Here is a 20,766-nt window from a genome sequence, read left to right on the forward strand (position 1 = left end):
TCTCACAGCCGGGAGGATCCCCGCCTGACTATTCGCAGTGATGTTCGGGGAGGGGCCCACTTGAGGGAGAACAGACCGAAGAGCCGCCTGCTGGCGCTCGGTTCGGCCGGAGCACTCGTCACCGCGAGCATGATCGCGGGTGTCGTCTCGGCGCCCGCGGCCGGCGCCGCGGGCCGGCCGAGCCAGGACCGCGCGGCGAAGGGCGTGGAGATCGCCGCCGCCCGCGCCGCCAAGGCCGGCATCGACTGGCAGGACTGCCCGGCCGACTGGGGGTTGGCCAAGCCCATCCAGTGCGGCTGGGTCAGCGTGCCCGTCGACTACGCCCACCCGGACGGCAAGCAGATCAAGCTCGCCGTCGACCGTGTCGGCAGCACCGGCACCCCGGCCGAGCGCCAGGGCGCGCTCGTCTACAACCCGGGCGGCCCCGGCGGCTCCGGGCTGCGCTTCCCGACCCGGGTGACCGGCAAGAAGCCGGTCTGGGCGAACGTCGCCAAGGCCTACGACTTCGTCGGCTTCGACCCGCGCGGCGTCGGCCACTCGGCGCCCATCTCCTGCGCGGATCCGCAGGAGTTCGTGCGGGCACCGAAGGCGGACCCGGTCCCGGACACCGAGGCGGACAAGCTCGCCCAGCGCAAGCTGGCCCGCGCGTACGCCGAGGGCTGCCTGGACCGCACCGGCCGCGCCGTGCTCCAGCAGATGACCACGCCGAACACCGCCCGCGACCTCGACGTCATCCGCGCCGCGCTCGGCGAGCAGAAGCTCAACTACCTCGGCGTCTCCTACGGCACCTACCTCGGCGCCGTCTACGGCACCCTCTTCCCGGGCCACCTGCGCCGCATGATCGTGGACAGCGTGACCAACCCGGCCCAGGACAACATCTGGTACCAGGCGAACCTGAACCAGGACGTCGCCTTCGAGGGCCGCTGGAAGGACTGGGAGGACTGGGTCGCCGCCAACGACGCCGCCTTCCATCTCGGCACCACGCGCGCCGCCGTCCAGGACAAGTGGCTCCAACTGCGCGCCACCGCGAAGAAGAGCCCCATCGGCGGGGTCGTCGGTCCCGCCGAGCTGATCTCCTTCTTCCAGAGCGCCCCTTACTACGACTCCTCGTGGGTGCCGGTCGCCACCGTCTTCGGCAAGTACGTCGCCGGTGACACCCAGGCCCTGGTCGACGCTGCCGCCCCCGACATGTCGGACACCGCGGGCAACACCGCGTCGGAGAACTCCAACGCCGTCTACACGGCCGTCGAGTGCACCGACGCCAAGTGGCCCACCAGCTGGCGGACCTGGGACCGGGACAACACCCGGCTCAACCAGGACTACCCGTTCATGACCTGGGCCAACGCCTGGATGAACCTGCCGTGCGCCACCTGGCCGGTCAAGCAGCAGAACCCGGTCGACGTCACGACCCACAAGGGTCTGCCGCGGGTGCTGATCGTGCAGTCGACCCGCGACGCCGCGACCCCCTACGAGGGTGCGGTCGAGCTGCACAAGCGCTTCGCCGGCTCCCGTCTGATCACCGAGAAGGACGCGGGTTCCCACGGGGTGACCAGCCTGGAGAATCCCTGCATCAACCAGCGCGTCGACGCCTATCTGATCGACGGCGAACTGGACGGTTCCGACGTGACCTGCGCCCCGCACGCCACGCCCAAGCCGTGACCCCGTCCACACGGTGAGGAGGGGCGGCCGCACCACCCGGCCGCCCCTCGCTCGTCCCCGGGCCCGACCGTGAGGTCGACCGAGTCGCGCCCGGGCCACCCCGCGCTCCCTCTCCGCGACCTGCTCCGCCCTCGCCACACCCGGGTACCGGTCGCCTGGGCCGACCGCTTCTCCCTGCTCCCCGGCCGCCGATGGTGCGCCGCCCGGCACGTTCCGCGGACACACTCCATGGCCCCGTCATCGCGATCCGCGACATCCCGCCGCACCGCCTGGCGCGTCCACGCTGCCTTGCAACCTCGACGTCCGGCCTTCTAGGGTGAGCGGGCCGTGGTGTTCGGGAAGACCGGTGACAGCCCCCAGGGGCTCAGTCCGGAGCGGCCCTCGCCACTGTGATCGGGAAGTTCCCGCCCCACGCATTGCCACTGGCCTCGCGGCCGGGAAGGCAGGGGCGGGCGCGATGACCCGTCAGCCAGGAGACCGGCCACGGCACCACGAATCTGATCCACGAGGTGCTGGAGCGTGACCGTATGACCATGCCCGAAGGCGTGCCCGAAACCGCCGCCTCCCCTTCCTTCCGCTGGCGGCGCGCGGACACCGTCCGAACCGCCGGCCTCCTGACCGTGATCGTCGTCCTGCACGTGATCGCCTTCGGGATCCTCTTCCTGCTCGTCACCCCACGTCACTACGAGGTCGGCACCAAGGCGTTCGGGGTCGGCCTGGGCATCACGGCGTACACCCTCGGGATGCGGCACGCGTTCGACGCCGACCACATAGCCGCGATCGACAACACCACCCGCAAGCTGATGGCCGACGGGCAGCGGCCGGTCTCGGTCGGCTTCTGGTTCGCGCTCGGCCACTCCAGCGTGGTGATCGCCATGGCCGCGCTGGTCGCCGGAGGCGCGCAGCTCGCCGGCACCCTGATGAACGACGGCTCGCGCACCCACCAGGTACTCGGCACCGTCGGCACCACGGTCTCCGGCGGATTCCTGTACCTCATCGCCGCCCTCAACCTCGTCGCCCTGGTCGGCATCGCCCGTGTCTTCAAGGCCATGCGGGCCGGACGTTACGACGAGGCCGAGTTGGAGGCGCACCTCGACTCACGCGGCTTCATGAACCGCGTCCTGGGACGGCTCACCAAGTCCATCCGCCGCCCCGGCCAGATGTTCCCCCTCGGCTTCCTGTTCGGCATCGGCTTCGACACCACCACCGAGGTCCTGCTCCTCGCCCTCGCCGGCAACGGCGCCGCCGCCGGCCTCCCCTGGTACGCGATACTCTGCCTGCCCCTCCTCTTCGCCGCCGGCATGAGTCTCTTCGACACCCTCGACGGCACCTTCATGAACTTCGCCTACCAGTGGGCCTTCTCCAACCCCGTCCGCAAGGTGTTCTACAACCTCACCATCACCGGACTCTCCATCGCCGTCGCCTTCTTCGTCGGCACCATCGAACTGGTCGGCGTCCTGCACGACAAGCTCGGCCTGAGCGACGGCGTGTCCGGCTGGATCGCGGGCCTGGACCTCGACCACGTCGGCTACGTCATCGTCGGCCTCTTCGTGGTCGTCTGGGCCCTGGCCATCGGTTACTGGCGCGTGGCCAAGGTCGAGGAGCGCTGGAACGCCCGCACCGCGGACGCGGGTTGACCCTACGCGCACGGGCACCGAGGCCCTGCGGCAGGCGGGGCGGCCGGCCGGCCGCCCCGCTCAGCCACCTCGCGGGCCGGATCGACGGCGGGCCCGCCCCGCGCCGGCGACGCGGACGGGCCCGGTGCGCCGCAGCGGGCGGATCAGGCCACGCCGCTCTCCCACCACCATGAGCCGGAGCCGTATGACGGGTACTGGACACGGCTGTCGACGTGCTGCCACGAGTGCGTGTACGCCTCAAGGCCGGAGAAGCCGCACGTCTCGGCGATCCGGTAGGTCTGCAGGGTGCTGTAGCCGGAGACGACGATGTCCGCGGCGACGCCGTAGACGTGCATGCTGTTGGACGCGCCGCCCACCGCGGCGTTGTGCGCGATGCTACGGAAGCCGGAGTTGACCGTGATCGGGCTGTTCCCGGCCTTCTTGCGCACGGCCTCCAGCTTGTACATCAGTCGGCGCAGGTTCTCCTTGACCGTCGCGGCGTCGACCTTTCCGCCGCTGAAACCGGAGCCGTCCTGCGAGGAGAACTCGCTCCAGTCGAAGTGGGCGGTGGATCCGTCGCCGGCCTCAAGGCTGTCGAGTACGCTCTGCGTCTGCGGGCCGACGACGCCGTCCGCGGTCAACCCGTAGGCGGACTGGAAGCGTTGGACGGCGGCGCTCGTGGCCGGGCCGAAGGCGCCGTCCCAGGCGACGTAGGTCTGCTGGGCGCCGGACGCGGCCCAACCTCCGACACGGATCTGCAGTTCGACCACGTCGGAGCCGGAGGCGCCCTGCTGGAGGGTGCGGGACCAGCCGTAGGCCGAGGCCCGGCCCGCTGTCCGGAGGCCGATGGCCGCCGCCAGGCCGAGCGTGGCCGTCAGCCCTGCCGCGCCCCGGAGCAGGGCGCGGCGGTCGATGCCGTCGGCGGAGCGTCGTACCGGTGTCATGGAAGTCCCCTCATCTGTGATGACGTGCCGATGCTCAGGAAACGAGGCTCTGCCAGGTGTTCGAACCGACGATGCCGTCCACGGTGAGACCGTGCGCGGACTGGTACGAGCGCACCGCCGAGTCGGTCGCGGACCCGAACGAACCGTCCACCGTCAGCGCGGAACCGTGGGCGTCGAGCTGGCTCTGCACCGCCTGGACCGCGGGACCCGACGATCCCTGCTGCACGGTGAGGACGAGGGCCTGCCAGGTCGCGGGGCCGACGACGCCGTCGGCGCCGAGGCCGTGCGCGGACTGGAACGAGCGCACCGCCGAGTCGGTGGCCGGTCCGAACGAACCGTCCACCGTCAGCGCGGCGCCGTGGGCGTTGAGCAGGTACTGGACGGTCTTGACCCGCTCGCCGGTTGCCCCTTGCTGCACGGTGGGCCAACTCGCGGTGGGCGGGGGCGTGTAGCCGCTTCCCTTGGCGAAGGCCTGGAGGTCCGTGAGCGTGCCGTTGAAGGTGTCCTGGTCGCCGGGGAAGGTTCCGGAGTCGGCGTACTGCCAGATCGTCTGGGTGGACCAGCCGGCGGGCAGCGTGCCGGGTCTGCTGGAGTAGCGGGCGATCCACAGCGGGTTGGTGCCGGCGAAGCTGCTGTTGTTGCCGGTGCAGGTGGTCCACCAGTCGGTGGTGGTGTAGATCGCCGGGTAGCGCCCGACCTTGGCCCGCACTTCGTTGCTGAAGTCCCGGATCCAGGAGACCATCGCGCTCTGGCTCAGCCCGTAGCAGGTGGCCCCGTAGGGGTTGTACTCGATGTCCAGGGCGGGCGGCAGCGTCCTGCCGTCGGCGGTCCAGCCGCCGCCGTGGCCGACGAACCAGTCGGCCTGGACGGTACCGGTCGAGTTGCCGGGGAGCGCGAAGTGGTAGGCGCCGCGGATCAGTCCGGCGTTGTACGCGCCGTTGTACTGCTGGGAGAAGGACGGGTCCGTGTAATCGGTGCCTTCGGTGGCCTTGACGTAGGCGAAGGCGGCGCCGTTGTTCTTGACGGACGTCCAGTCGACGTTGGTCTGGTAGTGGCTGACGTCGAGACCGGCCGGGCCCGTGCCGACGGCGGCCGACGCGGTCATCGCCGAAGGTGCCGCGCTCAGACGCCGGAGCCCGGATCCGGCGTAGTCCTGGTCCGGGTGCGTCATGCGCACGCGAATCCCGTGGTCCCCGGCGGCCGCCGAGGCGGTGCCGGGCAGGACCGGCACACTGAGGACCGCGGCCAGCAGCCCGCCCGCTCGGAGGAGGGCCCGGCGAGGACCGGGACCGCTGTGACCGGATCTGGACCGCGAGAGGGCGGCTGCGAACATGGTGCTCCTAGGAGTGTGCAGGGATACCGCGAAGTGCTCGGGCCCGGGTGGCCGTGGTGGTGCCGTCGACGGTCGGTGGTGGGGCCGGCGGGGATCGAACGCTTGCGGTGGGACACGGCGGCAGGGTGCACCAACGCCGGGCCACTCGGGTGGAGTTGATGCGCGTAAAGGTAAGCGCAGTATTGACATGTACGCAACACATTCCTGGGTGCATCGCCGTCCGCGGACGTCGACGAGCGGTGCGGCAGCCGCGTCCGGCTGAGCACGTCAACTCCGACGGGAGCAGGCGGGTCCTCGGGTCTGCTGCGCACGTGGGCGTTCCGGCGCACCCGCCGGACTCCGGGCGAGCCGCGCGCGACGCACATCCCGAACGTGTCGATCTCGCCGCCGCGCACTCGGGCCGTGCACCACGTAAACGGGCGCACCGACGGGCGCCGGACCGCCGCGCGGGAGGGGAACGAAACTCGGTGACGGCAGCCGGTGGGCGCCGCACGCGCAGTGATCAGCCCGCGTCGTCCCCGTCGCGGGGGTGCTCTGCCGCACGCCGCTCCTCGTCCGCCACGAGGGCCCTGCGACGGTCGGCCGGCTCGGTGTCCGCGCAGGCCAGGGCCGCGGAGTGGGCCGCGCGCAGCAGGGCCGGGGGCAGCGGGCGGGCGAGCGCGGCAAGGAGTGCCGAGGCCGTCGCGAGGAACTGGCGGCCCAGTGCCCCGCGGTCGGTCTCGGCGGCCGTCCGGGCGAGCCGGAGGTGCTCCATGGTGAGATCGAGGACGATGCCCCGGTCCGGCCGGTGCGGACGGGCCTGCGCCGGGGCAGGCTCGACCTCGAAGAGGGCCGGCTGGTCGACGGCCGCCGCGGGGGCCGTCGCGACGCCGAGCGCTTCGAGCCCTTCGAGCGCGGTCCGGAGGGAGGCCGAGGCCCCGTCGAGATCCCCGTACCGCCGCTCCAGGGAGGCGAGTCGGGTGTACCCGGCGGCGCGGCTCTCGGCGGTGTCCTGGAGCCGGGCGTGGAGACGTTGCGCGCGGGCGGCCTGGCGCAAGTCGCCCAGTGCCTCGAACTCGGCTGCCATCCAGGTGAGTTCGGCGGTGTCGGCGGGGCCGATGTGGTCCAGGGCGCGGATCAGGGCGACGCGGGCGAGTTCCGTACGTCCCCGGCGGCGGGCGAGGGTCACCCAGGTCTCGTCCGGCTCCCGGCCGGGGTCGTCGCCGAACCACTCGGGGGTGTCGAGGGCCTCCACCCACCGTCGCAGTGCCTCGGGTTCCCAACTCGGTTGCTCCTCGGCGTCCTTGTCCGGGAGTCCCAGCGGCAGGTCCGACAACGCGCACCAGGTGTCGAAGTTGGCGGTGCGGGCGGCGTACAAGAGGGGCAGGTCCTCCTCCCGCAGCAGGCGGGCCACGAGGAAGACGGCGAGGTGCAGTTCCTCGCCCATGCCGCCGAAGGGGGCCTCGCGGCGGCAGCGGGTCTCCTGTTCGAGGAGGTGCCGCAGCAGGGGCAGGTCGGCGGGCCGGCGGTCGTAGCGCGCCGCGTGCAGGACGGCGGCGCGCAGGGCGGCGTGGGCGTCGTGCTCCGGGTCGTCGCCGCCGGGCACCGGGCGGAAGGCGACCTCCCGCCAGGCGGCGGGGTCGGCCCTGAGCCGGTCCAGGTCGAGGCGGCAGGCGGTGAGCACGGCCTCGGCCAACGGGGGCCCGGGGTGTCCGCCGAGCAACTCGTAGGCCGTGCCCTCCTCGGTGAGCAGCAGCACGTGCTCGGGCTCCGTGTCGCGCAGGGCTCGGTGCAGGCGGGCGAAGAGTTCGGCGGGCGGGCGCCGCGTCAGCCCGAGTCCGGTGAGGAGTTCGGTGCGCCGGGCGTCGAGGTCCGGGGCGCAGGAGGCGCGCAGGTCGGCCTCGTGCGCGCGGGCCGCCGCGGTCACCTCGTCGTTCCCGGTCCCGGGCGGGAGTTCCAGGTGGTCGCGCCAGCCGGGCAGGCCCGTCACCAGTTCCAGTACGTCGGCGACGCTGCGCCCGATCAGTGCGGCGCGGCCGTCCGAGTCCGCGTAGAGCACCGCGCCGTCGGCGCAAAGGAAGTAGGTGCCGCCGGTGTCGTCGCCCGCGATGCCGGTCAGCGGGGCGCCCGAGGCCAAGGCGACCTCTTCGCCGTGCTCCGCCCGCTCCAGGTCGAAGTCGAAGGGGAATGACGCCAGTTGGGCCAGGCGCGGGTTCCGGCGGAGCAGGTCGAGGGCGGAGGGTGTACGGGAGCCGGGCATGCGGCCGACCCTACAGCTCGTCGTGGCTGGTCGGACGGGCGCCTCGGGCCCGCCGCGCGCTCTATGATCGACCGTACATCGGCCCGGCGCGACCCTCCGTGTACCCGCACGGGCGGGCGGAAGGTCGGGAGGGCCGGGAAGGGGGAGTTGCGTCGTGGCGGAGACCGAGCCGCATGCGGTCACCCATGTGGGTCCGTACAGGGTCGAACGGGTGCTGGGCGAGGGCGGCATGGGGGTCGTCCATCTGGCCAGGTCCCGGGGCGGCCGGCAGGTCGCGGTGAAGGTGGCACGCTCCGAGCTGGCCCGTGACCCCGGTTTCCGCGAGCGGTTCCGCGCCGAGGTGGAGGCGGCCCGGCGGGTCGGCGGCTTCCATACGGCGCCGGTGGTGGACGCCGATCCGGACGCGGACACCCCTTGGCTCGCCACCGCCTACATCGCCGGACCCACCCTGGCCGAGCTGCTCACCACGCACGGCCCCATGGACGAGGCGCGGCTGCGTGCCCTGGGCGCGGCCCTGGCGGAGGCCCTGGGAGCCATCCACGCCTGCGGGTTGGTGCACCGGGACCTGAAGCCCGGCAACATCATCATGGCCGCCGACGGTCCCCGCGTCCTCGACTTCGGCATCGCCCGCGCCGTGGAGAACTCCCGTCTGACGATGACCGGGACCGGCATGGGGACGCCGGGCTTCCTCGCCCCGGAGCAGGCGGAGGGGCTCGATGTCACCGGGGCCGCCGACGTGTTCGCCCTCGGTGCCGTGCTGGTCGCCGCGGCGGGCGGCAAGCCCTTCGGTGAGGGCACGCCCATGGCGTTGATGTACCGCTCGGTGCACCACGAAGCCGACGTCACCGCGGTCCCCGGACCCTTGCGGCCGATCGTCCAGTCCTGCCTCGCCAAGGATCCCGGCCTGCGCCCCGGTCCCGCGCTGCTCCTCGACGCCCTGACCGCGGCCCCGCCACCGCTCCCGGCGCCCCCTCCCCCGGCCTCCTACGTCCCCACCGCCGTACCCCCGCCACCGCCCTACGCGCCGCACACCCCGACCGCCTACTCCCCTCAGGCGGCCCCCGGCCCGCAGGAGCCCGAGTTCCTGGCGATGGACCGCAAGAACGCCGTCCTCGCGGATGCCCGGGGCATCTCCCTCGGCATCGACGGCACCACGATCGACCTGCCGTGGCCGTACATCGCCCGGGTCGGCTACGAACAGAGCGTCCGCACCCGCGGGTTCGCGCTCACGGTGGCCGTCGACACCTACGCCGGTCAGCGGTACTTCTGCGCGGTGCGCACCCGCGAGGGCGAGCAGATCGAGTCGTGGATCGACGGTCTCGAAGCCATGCTCGACCGCTACCGGCCCGGCAGCTGACAAGGCGGGCTCCCGAACTCCGCTGGTGATTCGCGCAGTCGGCCTGCCACACCGGGTTCCTCGTCATGGATCCGCCGGCGACTGGCGTCCGGCGCCCTGTCGCGTCCCAGAGCCCGGCCGCGTCGAGGACGGCGTCCGTTGCCCGCCGGTGTCCCCGGCCCGCGTCGGGTGGGATGAGGCCATGACTTCGAAAGAGCGGTTGAACGGCAGGACGGCACTGGTCACGGGCGGCAGCCGGGGCATCGGCGCGGCGACGGCGCTGCGGCTGGCCCGGGAGGGCGCGGACGTGGCCCTGACCTACGTGAACGGCAAGGAGGCGGCCGAGGCCGTCGTACGGGATGTCGAGGCACTGGGCCGCCGGGCGGTGGCCCTGCGGGCGGACGCCGCCGACGCGGCGGAGACCGCGGACGCGGTGCGGCGCGCCGCCGGCGAACTCGGCCGCCTGGACGTGCTGGTGAACAACGCGGGCGCCGGGGTGCTGGGACCACTGGAGAGTCTGTCCCTCGCCGACGTCGACCGGGTCCTCGCCGTGAACGTGCGCGGCGCGTTCCTGGCCGCCCGGTCCGCCGCGGCGGTCATGGGCGGCGGCGGACGGATCATCACCATCGGCAGCTGTGTCACCGCGCGGGTGCCGGGGCCCGGGGCCACGTTGTACACGATGAGCAAGTCCGCCCTGATCGGGCTGACGAAGGCACTGGCCCGGGAGCTGGCCGGGCGCGGTGTCACGGCGAACATCGTCCATCCGGGCCCGACGGACACCGACATGAACCCGGCGGACGGCCCGTACGCCGCGGATCAGGCGGCCATGACGGCACTGGGCCGCTACGGCACGGCCGACGAGGTCGCGTCCATGGTGACGTTCCTCGCCGGGCCGGAGGCCGCCTACGTCACGGGCGCCGAGTTCTCGGTGGACGGCGGCCACGCCGCGTGACCCGGGGAGGGCGTGTCCGCCGGACCCCGTCCGGGCGGCGCGCGCCCTCCGCGTCCCACGTGCCGGTGTCGCGCGGCTGGACGCAGGGCCCGGCCACGGCGGGATGACCGACGGCATCCCGTGCGCGGGTGAGAGACGCGGGTGGCTGTCGTCGCGCGCCGACCACGGTGATCGCGCGCCCCGCGTACACGGCGCGCATGACGCTCTCGGCTCTTTCTCCACCCATCAGCACCGCCAAGGCCCGTCAGGACCCGTCAGGCCGAGGCTCCGCTGTCGATGACCAGGTCGGCGCCGACCACCGCGCCGGCCTCGGGCGAGGCGAGGTAGAGCACCGCGGCCGCCACTTCCTCGGCCTTCGCGACCCGGCCGAGCGGGTTCTGCGACTTCACCCGCTCGGCGCGGTCGGCCTCGGTCTCGCCGGGCCGCAGCGACATGGGGGCGGCGGAGGCGCCGGGGCTGACTGCGTTGATGCGAATGCCCTGGTGGATGTGGTCGAGTGCGGCGGCGCGGGTCAGCGCGGAGACCGCCGCCTTGGAGGTGATGTACGCGGCGGCGTTCGGGATCCGCAGGTGGGCGCCCAGGTTGGAGGAGATGTTGACGATGGCGCCGCCGCCGTTCTCCTTCATGTGTGCGATCTCGTGCTTCATGGCCAGCCAGACGCCGGTGACGTTGGTCCGCAGCACCGCGTCCCAGTCCTCCTCGCTCACCTCGCCGACCGGCACGGTGCCGCGGAGTATCCCGGCGTTGTTGACCGCGATGTCGAGTCCGCCGAAGCGGGCGACACACTCGCGCACGAGGTCGTGGACCTGGCCGGAGTCGGTGACATCGGCGGCGACGGCGGCAGCGGTGCCGCCGGCGGCCTCGATGATGCCGACCGTCTCGTCCAGGGAAGCCGCGGTACGGCCCGCGCCGACCACGCTCGCGCCCTCGGCGGCGAAGGCGAGCGCGATGGCTCGGCCGAGGCCGGAACCCGCGCCGGTGACGAGGACGGTCTTGCCGGTGAAGCGGCTCATCTCGGTGACTCCCATGAGTGGTGGACTACTTGGCGCGGTGGACTACTTGGTGGTTCAAGGGGGCGACGACGCCGAGGACGGCCGCCATCGCGGCGAGGGACCGGGCGTCGCTGCCGAGCGTGGGCAGGACGGTGGGGCCGAACTCCGTCGCGGTGTTCAGCACACGGCGAAAGGTACGAACCCGTCGTCGGTCACGCAGGAAGCGGGGCGGCAGCAGCGGATCGCGGGTGCGGCGCTCGGCGTACCGGGCGGCGTCGGTGATGGTCATGCCCTCCCCCTGCTTTTCTTGACCGATCGGTTCAGTATTCGGGCATGCGGAGCGGAGCGACCGGTGGCCACGGCGGGCGGGGTTCAGTCCAGCAGGGTCAGCGCCTGCTCGGCCGCGTCCCGCACCCGGGCGGGGTCGTCCGACGCCTTGCCGACGACCCGTATGCCCTGCAGCAGGACGAGGAGCATGCGGGCCAGTGCGCGCGGATCGCGGTCCGTTGGCAGTTCGCCCTGGGCCTGCGCCCGCACGAGCGCGGAGTGCAGCAGGGTCTCGACGCGCCCCCAGCTGATCTCGACCCGGCGGGCCGCCGCGGGGTCGTGCGGGGCGAGTTCGGCCGCGGTGTTGGTGACAAGGCAGCCGTTCAGCCGTCCGTCCGGGGAGGACGCCTCCGCGGCGAAGCGGCGCACCACCGCCCGTACGGCGGGCAGTGCGGGCCCCGGCTGGGACAACTCGGCGAGGAGGGCCGGATCGCGCGTCTCGGCGTACCGGTCCATGGCCCTCAGGTACAGCTCGCGTTTGCTGCCGAAGGTCGCGTAGACGCTGGCGCGGCCGATGCCGAGGTGCTCGACGATGTCGGCCATCGACGTCGCTTCGTAACCGCGCCGCCAGAACAGCTCAAGAGCCGACTGCAGCGCGGCGTCCGGATCGAATTCCTTGGTCCTGCCCACGCCGGAGACCGTAGACAAACAAGAACGATCAGTCAAGAAAACGTGGCCCGCTTCGGGGCGCAGTCCGCCGGTCCGGCGTCATCGTCTGCTCAACCTCCGCGTGATGGCCCGGAGCAGTTCGTCCAGCGCCGCCTCGTGCGTTCGTCGCCGAGGCCGGGCGAGCGCCACCCGGCTGGGTGAGACCCCGCGGACCGGACGGAACACCACTCCCGGGTGGGAGTGGAAACGGGCCGCCGATGCCGGGGCCAGCGCCACGCAGCCGCCGGCCACCGCGCCGAGCCACTCGTCGGGGCGGCTGGTGACGGCGCCGACCCGGACGGGGTGCCCGTGCCGCTCCCCCGCCGCCAGCCAGTGCTCCCTCCAGGCTCCGGTCTCGGCTCCGGCCGCGACGAACGGCTCGTCCCACAGCTCCCGGAAGTCCACCGTCTCGCTGCTCGCCAGCGGATGCCGAGCCGGCAGCAGCACTCCACGCTCCTCGACGAACAACTCCCGCACGGCGAAGGCGTCCTGGCCCGGAAACGGCAACCGCACCACTGCCGCGTCCACCTCCCCGCGGGCCAGTCCGGCGCTCGGTTCCGACCAGTCGAACTGCCGCAGCTCCACCCGCCACTCCGGCCGCGCCCGGCGGAACTCGGCGATGACCTCGGGGACGGCACCCACCGCGCCCGCGTCCAGGAAGCCCAGCCGCAGCACCCGCGCCGCCCGGCCGGTCGCCCGCACCGCATCGTCCCAGCCGTCCAGGAGCGCCGGCACCCGCGAGGCCAGCTCACGACCGGCCTCGGTCAGCGCCATCCCCGATCGCGAACGCGTGAAGAGACGTACCCCGAGATCGTCCTCCAGTCGCCGGATCTGCTTGGTCAGCGCGGGCTGCGAGACGAACAGCCTCTCCGCCGCCCCGGTCAGGCTGCCCTCCTCCGCCACTGCGGCGAAGTACCGGAGCAGGCGCGTGTCCACGTCCATGCCACCAGGTTATGGAAGCAGGTATTGGACGGTGCGGAAGCGGGCACGGACTCTGAAGGCATGACCGTTGCCCAGCTCGCGCTCCTCGTCCCCCTGCTCACCGCCGCCGTCAACGTCGCCATCGCCGCCGCGGACCTCTCCGGGGCGCGCTTCGTGCTGGCCAACTCGGCGGAGGTGGGCGTCCCCCGGTCCTGGCTGCCGTGGCTGGCCGCCCTCAAGCTGGCTGGTGCGGCGGGCCTGCTCCTCGGCCTCCTCGCCCCCGCACTGCGCCCCCTCGGCGCCGCCGCGGCCTGCGGTCTCGTCCTGCTCCACGTGGGCGCCATCGCCTTCCACCTGCGCGCCCGCGTGCTGTACAACCTCGCTTTTCCCGGCTTCTACCTCGCCACCGCCGTCGCCTCGCTGACCCTGACCGTTGCCGGTTGATGGCGGCGCCACCCGGTGATCGATGCGCGCACTCGGCCTTCGCCGCGACGGACCACGGCGTCCAGCGCCCCGGACACGGCGTGCTCCGTGTCGGCCTGCGGACCGAACCGCCGTGGGCCGGCGCTTAGCATGCCTTCGTGACACGGCCCTGGGCGATGCGCGAGACGGCGGACGAGTACACCGAGGTGCTCGGGGGCCCTCATACCGGCGATCTGCCCCCGCATCCCGGGCTCGCCGACGGGCCGGTCTACCTGGACTACAACGCCACCACCCCGGTCGATCCCCGCGTCGCCGAGGCGATGCTGCCCCATCTGACCGATTTCTTCGGCAATCCGTCCAGCGGCCATCCCCACGCCGTGGAACCCCGGCGGGCGCTCGCCGCAGCCCGCGGCCAGGTCGCGGCCCTGATCGGCGCCGAGCCCGGCGAGATCGTGTTCACCGGCTCCGGTTCCGAGGCCGACCTGCTCGCCCTGCGCGGCGCCGTGCTGACCTCCGGCCGGTCCCGTCCCCACGTGATCACTCAGGCCACCGAGCATCCGGCCGTCCTGGAGACCTGCCGTGCCCTGCAGCGGCTGCACGGCACACGGGTGACCGTGCTGCCGGTCGACGGCGACGGCCTCGTCGGCCCCGAAGCCCTGGCCGCGGCACTGGACGAGGACACGGTGCTGGTCTCCGTGATGGCGGCGAACAACGAGACCGGCGCCCTCCAGCCGATCGGCGACCTCGCCGCCCTGGCGCACGACCGCGGGGCGCTGTTCCACTGCGACGCCGCCCAAGCGGCCGGGAAGATCCCCCTCGCCGTCGGAGCCCTGGGCGTCGATCTGCTCACCATGGTCGGACACAAGATGTACGCGCCCAAGGGTGCCGCGGCCCTGTACGTACGCGAGGGCGTCCGGCTGGAGCCCGTCGTCTACGGCGGCGGTCAAGAACGCGGCCTGCGCGCCGGCACCGAGAACGTCGCCCTGGCCGTCGCTCTCGGCACCGCGGCTCAGATCGCGGCCGTCGAGCTTTGCGACGGCACCCCGGCCCGCGTCGCCGCCCTGCGCGATGGTCTCCAGCGACGGCTCACCGACGGACTGCCCGGTCGCGTGCGCCTCAACGGGCCGGCGAGGAGCCGCTTGCCGAACACCCTGAACGTCAGCATCGACGGCGCCCTCGGTCACGAACTCCTCGCCGCCGCCCCGCAGATCGCGGCATCCACCGGCTCCGCCTGCCACAGCGGCGACCACACCCCCTCCCCGGTGCTGACCGCCATGGGCCTCGACCCCGCCCGCGCGCTCGGCGCGCTGCGGTTGTCCCTGGGCCGTTGGACCACCCCGGGCGACATCGAGACCGCCGCAGCGGCCCTCATTCGAGCGGCTGCCAGGCAGTGACCGGAACGGGCAGCCGGCACGACGAGGGCCGGGCAGGGCGCCGCTGGACCTCGATGACGCCCATGGACCAGCACGGCCGCACCCGCGCGCTGCCCCACCGGGTCGGGGCCACTGGCGGTTCGTGAGGAGGCGGGCAGGCGCCTGGGGGTGTGTCGAGCTGCCGTCCCTGCGGGGTCCGTCTCAGCTGGTGGTCAGGCGTGCGATCGTTCCGATCTCCAGGGCGGTCCACATCGCGCCGTCCGGCCCTTGGGCTATGCCGTGGGGTTCGGAGGCCGGGCTGGGGAGGTCGTGTTCGTCGATACGGCCGTCGGGGGTGATCCGGCCGATGCGGTTGGCTCCCCATTCGGTGAACCAGCAGTTTCCGTCGGTGCCGGCGGCGATGGCGTGCGGCCGTGACGCGGGGTCGGGCAGGGCGAATTCGTCGACCTTCCCGTCCGGGGCGATCCGTCCGACCCGACCGGAGCCGATCTCGACGAACCACATGCAGCCGTCGGCACCGGCCGTGATGCCGACCGGGGCGCCGGCCGGTGTGGGCAACGGGTGCACGGTGAGGTCACCGTCGCATCCGATGGCGCCGATCGCGTTGGCCTGGTTCATCGTGAACCACAGCCGGTCGTCCGGGCCCGCGGCGACGGCTGACGGGAAGGCACCCGAAAGCGGGAGAGGGAACTCGGTGACCTGCCCGTCGGGCGTGATACGGCCGATGCGGTCTGCGTTGGCCTCGGTGAACCACAGCGCGTCGTCGGGCCCCACGGTGATGCCGAACGGACCGGCGTTTGGCGTCGGCAGCGGGAACGACGTGACGCTCCCGCTCGTGGTGATGCGGCCGATGCGGTGACTGCGGAACTCCGTGAACCACAGCGCGTCGTCGGGTCCTGCCGTGATGATCGACGGTCCGCCGGACGCCCGTTCGAGCTGGTGGACGGTGACTTCGCCGTCGGGCGTGATGCGGCCGATCCGTCCGTGGTGGACCATGGTGAACCACAGTGCGCCGTCCGGTCCGGCAGTGATTCCGTAGGGCCCGGCCTCGGGGTCGGAGACGGAGAACTCTGCGATCGCGACGGGCGGACGGCTCGGCATCGGCGGATTCCTTGATCGGCGAACGGTGGAAGTACGACTGCGGATGGTATCCGTGCCCACGGCCTTCGGCGGCCGGCCGCAGGGTGAGGCCGGCTCGGATGATGCCGTTGCGGGTCTCGCAGCAGCGCCGGAACAGCTTGAGGACCTCCATGCCCTCCTCGCGGACCACGGCCCTCCTGCCGTCCTCAGCCGTCGCTGTCCCTGGCGCCTCCTCGCAGGCCCCACTCGTCCAGGCCGGAGTAGATCAACGCGGTGCGGCCACGCGGCAAGGAGAGGGCCTCGGCCTCCCCTGTATAGATCGCCACGAGCGAGTCGGCTCCACGCCACCAGGTGTCGGCCAGTCCCTTCACTTCGCGCACTGGCTCATACGCGTCCAGCACGATGCCATCGACGTCGTCTCCCGTGACCTTGAGGATCTGTCTCGCGCACACGAGCGCGTGGTGAGTCAGGGCGAGCGACTCCACCCAGCCTGCGACGGTGGCATGGAGGGGCACCCACCGACCCGCGTGGATGCCGAACTCACCGGACGGTCCGATCATGAACGAGTACGGGACAGCGGTCCGCTGCACTCCGGCTTCGAACCACCACCCCGCGGAGGCCGAGCCCTCGGGCGAGTCCGCTTCGAGGTACCTGGGCCCGCCGTCGTACTGCGCCGAGGGCGGCAGTACCAGGCCGCCCCACTGCTCCTCATAGGCGGCCATCCGGTCGATGACCGCCGCCGGAACATCTCGTTCGAGCCACCCCTGCCTGTGCTCCTCGACGGACCGGGTGTCGACCTTCACGCCGTGCGCGCGGACGAAAGACCGGGCTCGTTGAGTCAGACCGTCCGGCACGTCGTTGAAGAGGTTGAGATTCACCAGGTTGACGCTACTGAACCTGACCGAGTGATGTCGGGGCGTTCGACACCGCCAGGTTCTGGTCCGACATCGAGGTGACACTGGCCGCCGCGCGTCACTGGCTGCGTCCACCCTCTTGATCCCGGAGACCCGGTCGCACTCAAGCGGCGAGCGCGGCCACCTCGTTTCTCAGCGAGGACCGGCTTCACCATGGTCGACAAGGCGCTCTGGTCGAGCGCTTGCAGTGCCCGCGCCGCCACCTTTCCGTGCCGGTCCGTCGAGGAACCGGGGCGAGCCGCGACGCACGTAGATGCCCGCGAGGGGTCGTCAAGTGCCCTGTCTACCATGGCGATCATGGCGAATACGCAGACGGGGGCGGCCGGGCGGCTACTGCGCGAGATGGTCGCCGCCGGTCGGGACACGAAGGACGCGGGCGCGAGAAGTGGCGCCGCGCTGCGGGCGGTGCGGCAGGCGCGGCCCGCGCGCTCGGTGGCGGCCAAGGTCGCCGCGGCGGGTGGCGTCGACGACGAGACGGCCGCCTGTCTCGGCGAGTTGACGGCACATCATCTTGGTGCGGACACGAACAGCTGGTGCAGGCTGCACGACACGCTGGCCGGGTACAGCGGCAGTCTGCCCGAGTTGCTGGCCGCGCCGCCGGTGCCGCCGAAGTCCGACGGCGCGCTCCGCCCTCCCGCGCCCCGCAGTGTCCACCGCACGCTCGGCCTGCTCCTCGAACACGCGGAGCCGCGGCACGCCGCCGCCGCGCTCGCCGCGCTGCCCGAGCAGGTGGCCACGGAGCTGCTGGCCGGCGGGACTCCGCCGGGCCACACCCTCCTCACCGCCGTCGTCGACCACGGTGACACCCGCGCTCGGGCGGCCCTGGCCCGACATCCCCGGCTCGACACCCGGGTGCTCGCCCGGCTGGTCGCGGTGGGCGACGCCCAGGTCACCGCGGCCGTCTACCGCAACCCGCGCACCACCCAGTCCCTGCGCCGCACCATCGTGGAGCGGCTCGACGCCGTGCCGCTGGACGACACGTTGCGCGCCGAACTGACGGCTCCGGGCGGCCAGGTCCCGCGCACCTGGCTCGCCCCGCTGCTCGGCTCGGGCGACCCTCGGCTCGTCGTGCCGGCACTGCGGTGTGGCGTGCGCCAAGTCGCCCAGCAATACGCCCTGTTGAGGCTCTGGGAGCGGACCGGTCCGGACGCCGTGCACGCCCTGCTGGGCGACCCCGCCGCGGCCCCCTGGCTCAGCCGGTCCGTCGTGGACGCGGTCACCGCGGCCCTGGCCCGCCCGGACGACGACGGGCTGCGCCGGCTGCGCGCCCAGGGCGAGCCGTACGAGGACCCTGCCCGGCTGCCCGCACTGCTCGCCACCACCCGGGGCACCAGCACCCTGCGCCACCTGCTGTCCGAGCCGTACACCCACGACCTCGACGCCCTCACCGCGGCCCATGCGACGACCCCGTTCATGCCCAAGGCCTGCGAGGAGCTGGCCCGCCACGAGGCGGCGTCCGACGCGCAGCGCCACGCGTTCCGGCTGAGCGTCCTCAACGAGCCGTGGCGGGCCGGGGGCAGGCGTGCGGGGAACACCACCGCGCCCGCGGTGCGCCTCGCCCATGAGGAACTCGACGAGAGTGCCGCCGTCTGGACGGAGGGCATGGCGGCCGCGGGGCTCCTCGACCCGGTCGAACTGATCGGCGTCGCGCGCCCCGCCGCCTGTGCGCTGGCCGCGCTCGCTCGCCTCGCCGAGCGGGATCTGCTCGGCGAGGCGGCGGCCGCCGAACTGCGCGCGCTGACGGAGGCTCATCTGGACGGGCGAGGGCGGGCGTGGGCGGCGCTCGACGCCTTGCTGCCCGGACACGAGGGCACGATCGCGGAGCTGATGGCCGAGGCGGGCAAAGCCACGGCTGAAGCTGTCGCCGGCACCGAACCGCCGGCTGAGACCATCGCCGAGCCCGAGCCGGCACCGGAGCCCTCGACGGAGACCGTCACCGAGCCCGAACTCCCGCCCGGCTCCGTCGCCGAGCCCAAGCCCTCGGCCGAGACCGTCGCCGCGTCCGAACCGCCGGGCGAACCCGTGACACCCGCCTCGAAACCCGTGTCAGGCGGGGCCGCCCACCGGCGGGACCGTGTGCACGCTCTGGCCGCGCTCGACCTGTTGTACTCCCTCGCCCCGGACGGCGCGCCCCGGCCGAAGGATCCCACGGTGCTGCGCGCGCTGACCGAGTACGAGCCGGCGACCGCGCCCGGCCTCGCCGTCCCTCGCTGGTTCGCCGTCGCCTGCGCCCTTCAGGGCATCCCCGCGTCGCGGAACGGCATCGGGTACGAGGCGCCCAGCCTCGCGCAGGTGCGCGCACGACTCCCCGAGACGTACGGGTCCGGCGCGCAGCACACCGAACGCGCTTACGTACAGGGCGTGTTGCCCGCCGACGAACTGCTCGCCCTGCTGCCCGCGCGGCGCCTTCTGCTGCTGCCGCACGACTGGAACCGGCTCGCGTTCGCCGACGCCTGGCGGACCGCGCTCGCCCGTCGGCTGCGCGCCGAACTCGGCACCGACCCCGACGCCTGGCTCCGCCTGGCCGCGACCGTGACGGCATCCGAGGCCGCCTCGGAGGGGCTGACCTGGGCGGAGTTGTTGGAGCGCGCGCAGTGCGAAGCGGTCCCGGAGACGACCGCGGCGGCGTCCATCGGCCGCGCCAGGCCGGGCACCCCCGACGAGGCGATCAAGCTTCTGGAGCGCGGTGACCATCTGTGGGCCTGGCCGGAAGGCACCCTGCTCTGCCTCGCCGACGCGGAGGTGGTCGACGCCGTACTGCCCCGGCTCGGCCCCGACGGGCCCTGGCTGCTCGCCGCGTACCTGCTGCGCTACGACCGTACTCCGCGCGTCGTCCTCGGCCGGCTGCTCGCGGACCGCGACCACGAGGCGCTGCGCGTGCTCGCCGTCCAGTCCCGCTGGATGGGGCGGAGCGGCGCCGTGGAACGCCTCGTCGACCTCGACGACCCCGAGGTCGACCTCGCCCTGCTGCGGCACTGGAACCCCAGGTCCACCGTCCACCGGATCGTGACCCGGTCGCGGCCCGGCGCCGGGCGGCCGTCCCTGGGCGCCCGGGTGCTGGCCGACTGGCGTGCCGGGGGCTCCGCCTGGCCGGCCGGCGGTCTGATGTGGCTGTGCTCCGCCGAGCCCGACCTCGTGGAGGAGTTGCTCGAAAGAGAGGGCCGGCGGCTTGCCCTCGGTCATCAACTTCTGGGCTGCCTACGGCTGTTCGAGCACGGCGGTGCCGACCGGCTGGCGCGGCTCGCGGGGCGGGACGCGCTGGGACCGTCCGCGGCCACCGTATGCGCGAAGGCACTCGCGTCCACCGACCCCGCCGCCGTCATTCGCGCCCGGCTCGACCGCGAGACGGCACCGGACAAGCTCGTACGGAAACTGCGGCGTGCCCGCAGCGCCCCGCGCGCACGTGACCTCGTCGAATCCCTCCCGCCGGGCGAGCCCGTGGACTGGTCCGCTCTCGAAGCCGCCCACGCTGAGGAGGCGCTCCCTTACTGGCAGGACATCGTCCGCCTGGACGGCGTCCCCGAGGACGTACGGCTGCGGCACGCGGCGCTGCTGCCCGAGCCGGGACCCGACGGCCTGCTCGGCAGCGCGCGACTCACCCGGGAGCGGGCCCGGCACGGTCTCGGCGGCCTGTTCCACTGCGCGCCGTCCACCCAGTTGGACGGGCTGCTCACGGCGGGACTCCTCGACGGCGCCGACCTTGTGCGCCTCGCGGCCCCGGCCGCGTGGCTGCTCGCCTACCTGGGCGGCGCCGCCCGCCGCACGGACGCCCCACCGGAGGCCGCCGAGGCCCGTACTCTCCTCGCCGGCCTCGTGCGCACCTGCCTCGGCACCGACCCGGCGGCCTGGCACCGGGTCGCCGTACGACTGACCGGCCTGGACCCGGAGTGGGATCCGTGCTCGACGGTGGAGGCGCTGCTCGCCCGCTGACAACGCCTCCTGCGTATGCCGGCGGTTGCCATGCCGGTCCTCGCCCGAAGCACGGGGACCGGGGGCGCGGAGCGCGGCC

Annotated in this window: 16 protein-coding genes and 1 riboswitch; of the genes, 7 read left to right on the forward strand and 9 right to left on the reverse strand. The window is 73.2% G+C overall.

Going from position 1 to position 20,766, the window contains the following annotated elements:
• The first annotated feature begins 60 nt into the window (after positions 1-60).
• Together HZZ00_RS20020 and HZZ00_RS20025 are read left to right on the forward strand one after the other, a co-directional pair.
• On the forward strand, positions 61-1,659 hold the full coding sequence (locus HZZ00_RS20020; RefSeq protein WP_257584904.1) for an alpha/beta hydrolase: 1,599 nt from the start codon (positions 61-63) through the stop codon (positions 1,657-1,659).
• A gap of 311 nt (positions 1,660-1,970) precedes the next feature.
• Positions 1,971-2,160: riboswitch (cobalamin riboswitch) on the forward strand.
• 26 nt (positions 2,161-2,186) lie between these two features.
• The gene (locus HZZ00_RS20025) at positions 2,187-3,296 is read left to right on the forward strand and encodes a HoxN/HupN/NixA family nickel/cobalt transporter (protein WP_180327720.1); all 1,110 of its coding nucleotides are present in this window, start codon (positions 2,187-2,189) and stop codon (positions 3,294-3,296) included.
• A 143-nt stretch (positions 3,297-3,439) separates the two neighbouring features.
• Here the strand turns inward: HZZ00_RS20025 and HZZ00_RS20030 are convergent, their stop codons facing one another.
• The 3 genes from HZZ00_RS20030 to HZZ00_RS20040 form a co-directional block, all read right to left on the reverse strand.
• Positions 3,440-4,219, reverse strand: a complete 780-nt coding sequence (locus HZZ00_RS20030; protein WP_180327721.1) for a D-Ala-D-Ala carboxypeptidase family metallohydrolase — start codon at positions 4,217-4,219, stop codon at positions 3,440-3,442.
• A 34-nt stretch (positions 4,220-4,253) separates the two neighbouring features.
• Positions 4,254-5,390, reverse strand: coding sequence for a GH25 family lysozyme (locus HZZ00_RS39120; protein ID WP_306856102.1), 1,137 nt, complete (start codon positions 5,388-5,390; stop codon positions 4,254-4,256).
• Positions 5,391-6,054: 664 nt separating this feature from the next.
• Positions 6,055-7,791: a hypothetical protein gene (locus tag HZZ00_RS20040; RefSeq protein WP_180327723.1), complete on the reverse strand. Its 1,737-nt coding sequence runs from the start codon at positions 7,789-7,791 to the stop codon at positions 6,055-6,057.
• A gap of 154 nt (positions 7,792-7,945) precedes the next feature.
• Here HZZ00_RS20040 and HZZ00_RS20045 point away from each other — a divergent pair, with 154 nt between their 5' ends.
• Both HZZ00_RS20045 and HZZ00_RS20050 read left to right on the forward strand, forming a co-directional pair.
• A complete protein-coding gene (locus HZZ00_RS20045; protein ID WP_374028470.1) occupies positions 7,946-9,148 on the forward strand; it encodes a serine/threonine-protein kinase in 1,203 nt (400 codons plus the stop codon).
• Positions 9,149-9,329: 181 nt separating this feature from the next.
• On the forward strand, positions 9,330-10,079 hold the full coding sequence (locus tag HZZ00_RS20050; protein WP_180327724.1) for an SDR family oxidoreductase: 750 nt from the start codon (positions 9,330-9,332) through the stop codon (positions 10,077-10,079).
• Between the two features lie 254 nt (positions 10,080-10,333).
• Here HZZ00_RS20050 and HZZ00_RS20055 read toward each other — a convergent pair whose 3' ends face one another.
• The 4 genes from HZZ00_RS20055 to HZZ00_RS20070 form a co-directional block, all read right to left on the reverse strand.
• Positions 10,334-11,092 carry an SDR family NAD(P)-dependent oxidoreductase gene (locus HZZ00_RS20055; RefSeq protein ID WP_180333616.1) on the reverse strand — a complete coding sequence of 253 codons (759 nt, stop codon included), beginning with the start codon at positions 11,090-11,092 and terminating at the stop codon, positions 10,334-10,336.
• A 25-nt stretch (positions 11,093-11,117) separates the two neighbouring features.
• On the reverse strand, positions 11,118-11,360 hold the full coding sequence (locus tag HZZ00_RS20060) for a hypothetical protein (RefSeq protein WP_180327725.1): 243 nt from the start codon (positions 11,358-11,360) through the stop codon (positions 11,118-11,120).
• Positions 11,361-11,443: 83 nt separating this feature from the next.
• On the reverse strand, positions 11,444-12,028 hold the full coding sequence (locus tag HZZ00_RS20065) for a TetR/AcrR family transcriptional regulator (RefSeq protein ID WP_180327726.1): 585 nt from the start codon (positions 12,026-12,028) through the stop codon (positions 11,444-11,446).
• Between the two features lie 78 nt (positions 12,029-12,106).
• Positions 12,107-12,988, reverse strand: a complete 882-nt coding sequence (locus HZZ00_RS20070; protein WP_180327727.1) for a LysR family transcriptional regulator — start codon at positions 12,986-12,988, stop codon at positions 12,107-12,109.
• 60 nt (positions 12,989-13,048) lie between these two features.
• Between HZZ00_RS20070 and HZZ00_RS20075 the strand changes: the two genes are divergently transcribed.
• Positions 13,049-13,411, forward strand: a complete 363-nt coding sequence (locus tag HZZ00_RS20075) for a DoxX family protein (RefSeq protein WP_180327728.1) — start codon at positions 13,049-13,051, stop codon at positions 13,409-13,411.
• Positions 13,412-13,548: 137 nt separating this feature from the next.
• On the forward strand, positions 13,549-14,784 hold the full coding sequence (locus HZZ00_RS20080; protein WP_257584906.1) for a cysteine desulfurase family protein: 1,236 nt from the start codon (positions 13,549-13,551) through the stop codon (positions 14,782-14,784).
• A gap of 180 nt (positions 14,785-14,964) precedes the next feature.
• Here HZZ00_RS20080 and HZZ00_RS20085 read toward each other — a convergent pair whose 3' ends face one another.
• Together HZZ00_RS20085 and HZZ00_RS20090 are read right to left on the reverse strand one after the other, a co-directional pair.
• Entirely contained in the window at positions 14,965-15,864 is a 900-nt protein-coding gene (locus HZZ00_RS20085; protein ID WP_180327729.1) for a virginiamycin B lyase, read from the reverse strand.
• 185 nt (positions 15,865-16,049) lie between these two features.
• Complete coding sequence (locus HZZ00_RS20090) at positions 16,050-16,721, reverse strand: hypothetical protein (protein ID WP_180327730.1); 672 nt, start codon at positions 16,719-16,721, stop codon at positions 16,050-16,052.
• A gap of 333 nt (positions 16,722-17,054) precedes the next feature.
• Between HZZ00_RS20090 and HZZ00_RS20095 the strand changes: the two genes are divergently transcribed.
• A complete protein-coding gene (locus HZZ00_RS20095; protein WP_180327731.1) occupies positions 17,055-20,687 on the forward strand; it encodes a hypothetical protein in 3,633 nt (1,210 codons plus the stop codon).
• The last annotated feature ends 79 nt before the right edge of the window (positions 20,688-20,766 follow it).

It is taken from the genome of Streptomyces sp. NEAU-sy36, from assembly GCF_013423905.1.
GTDB classification, from domain to species: Bacteria; Actinomycetota; Actinomycetes; order Streptomycetales; family Streptomycetaceae; genus Streptomyces; species Streptomyces misionensis.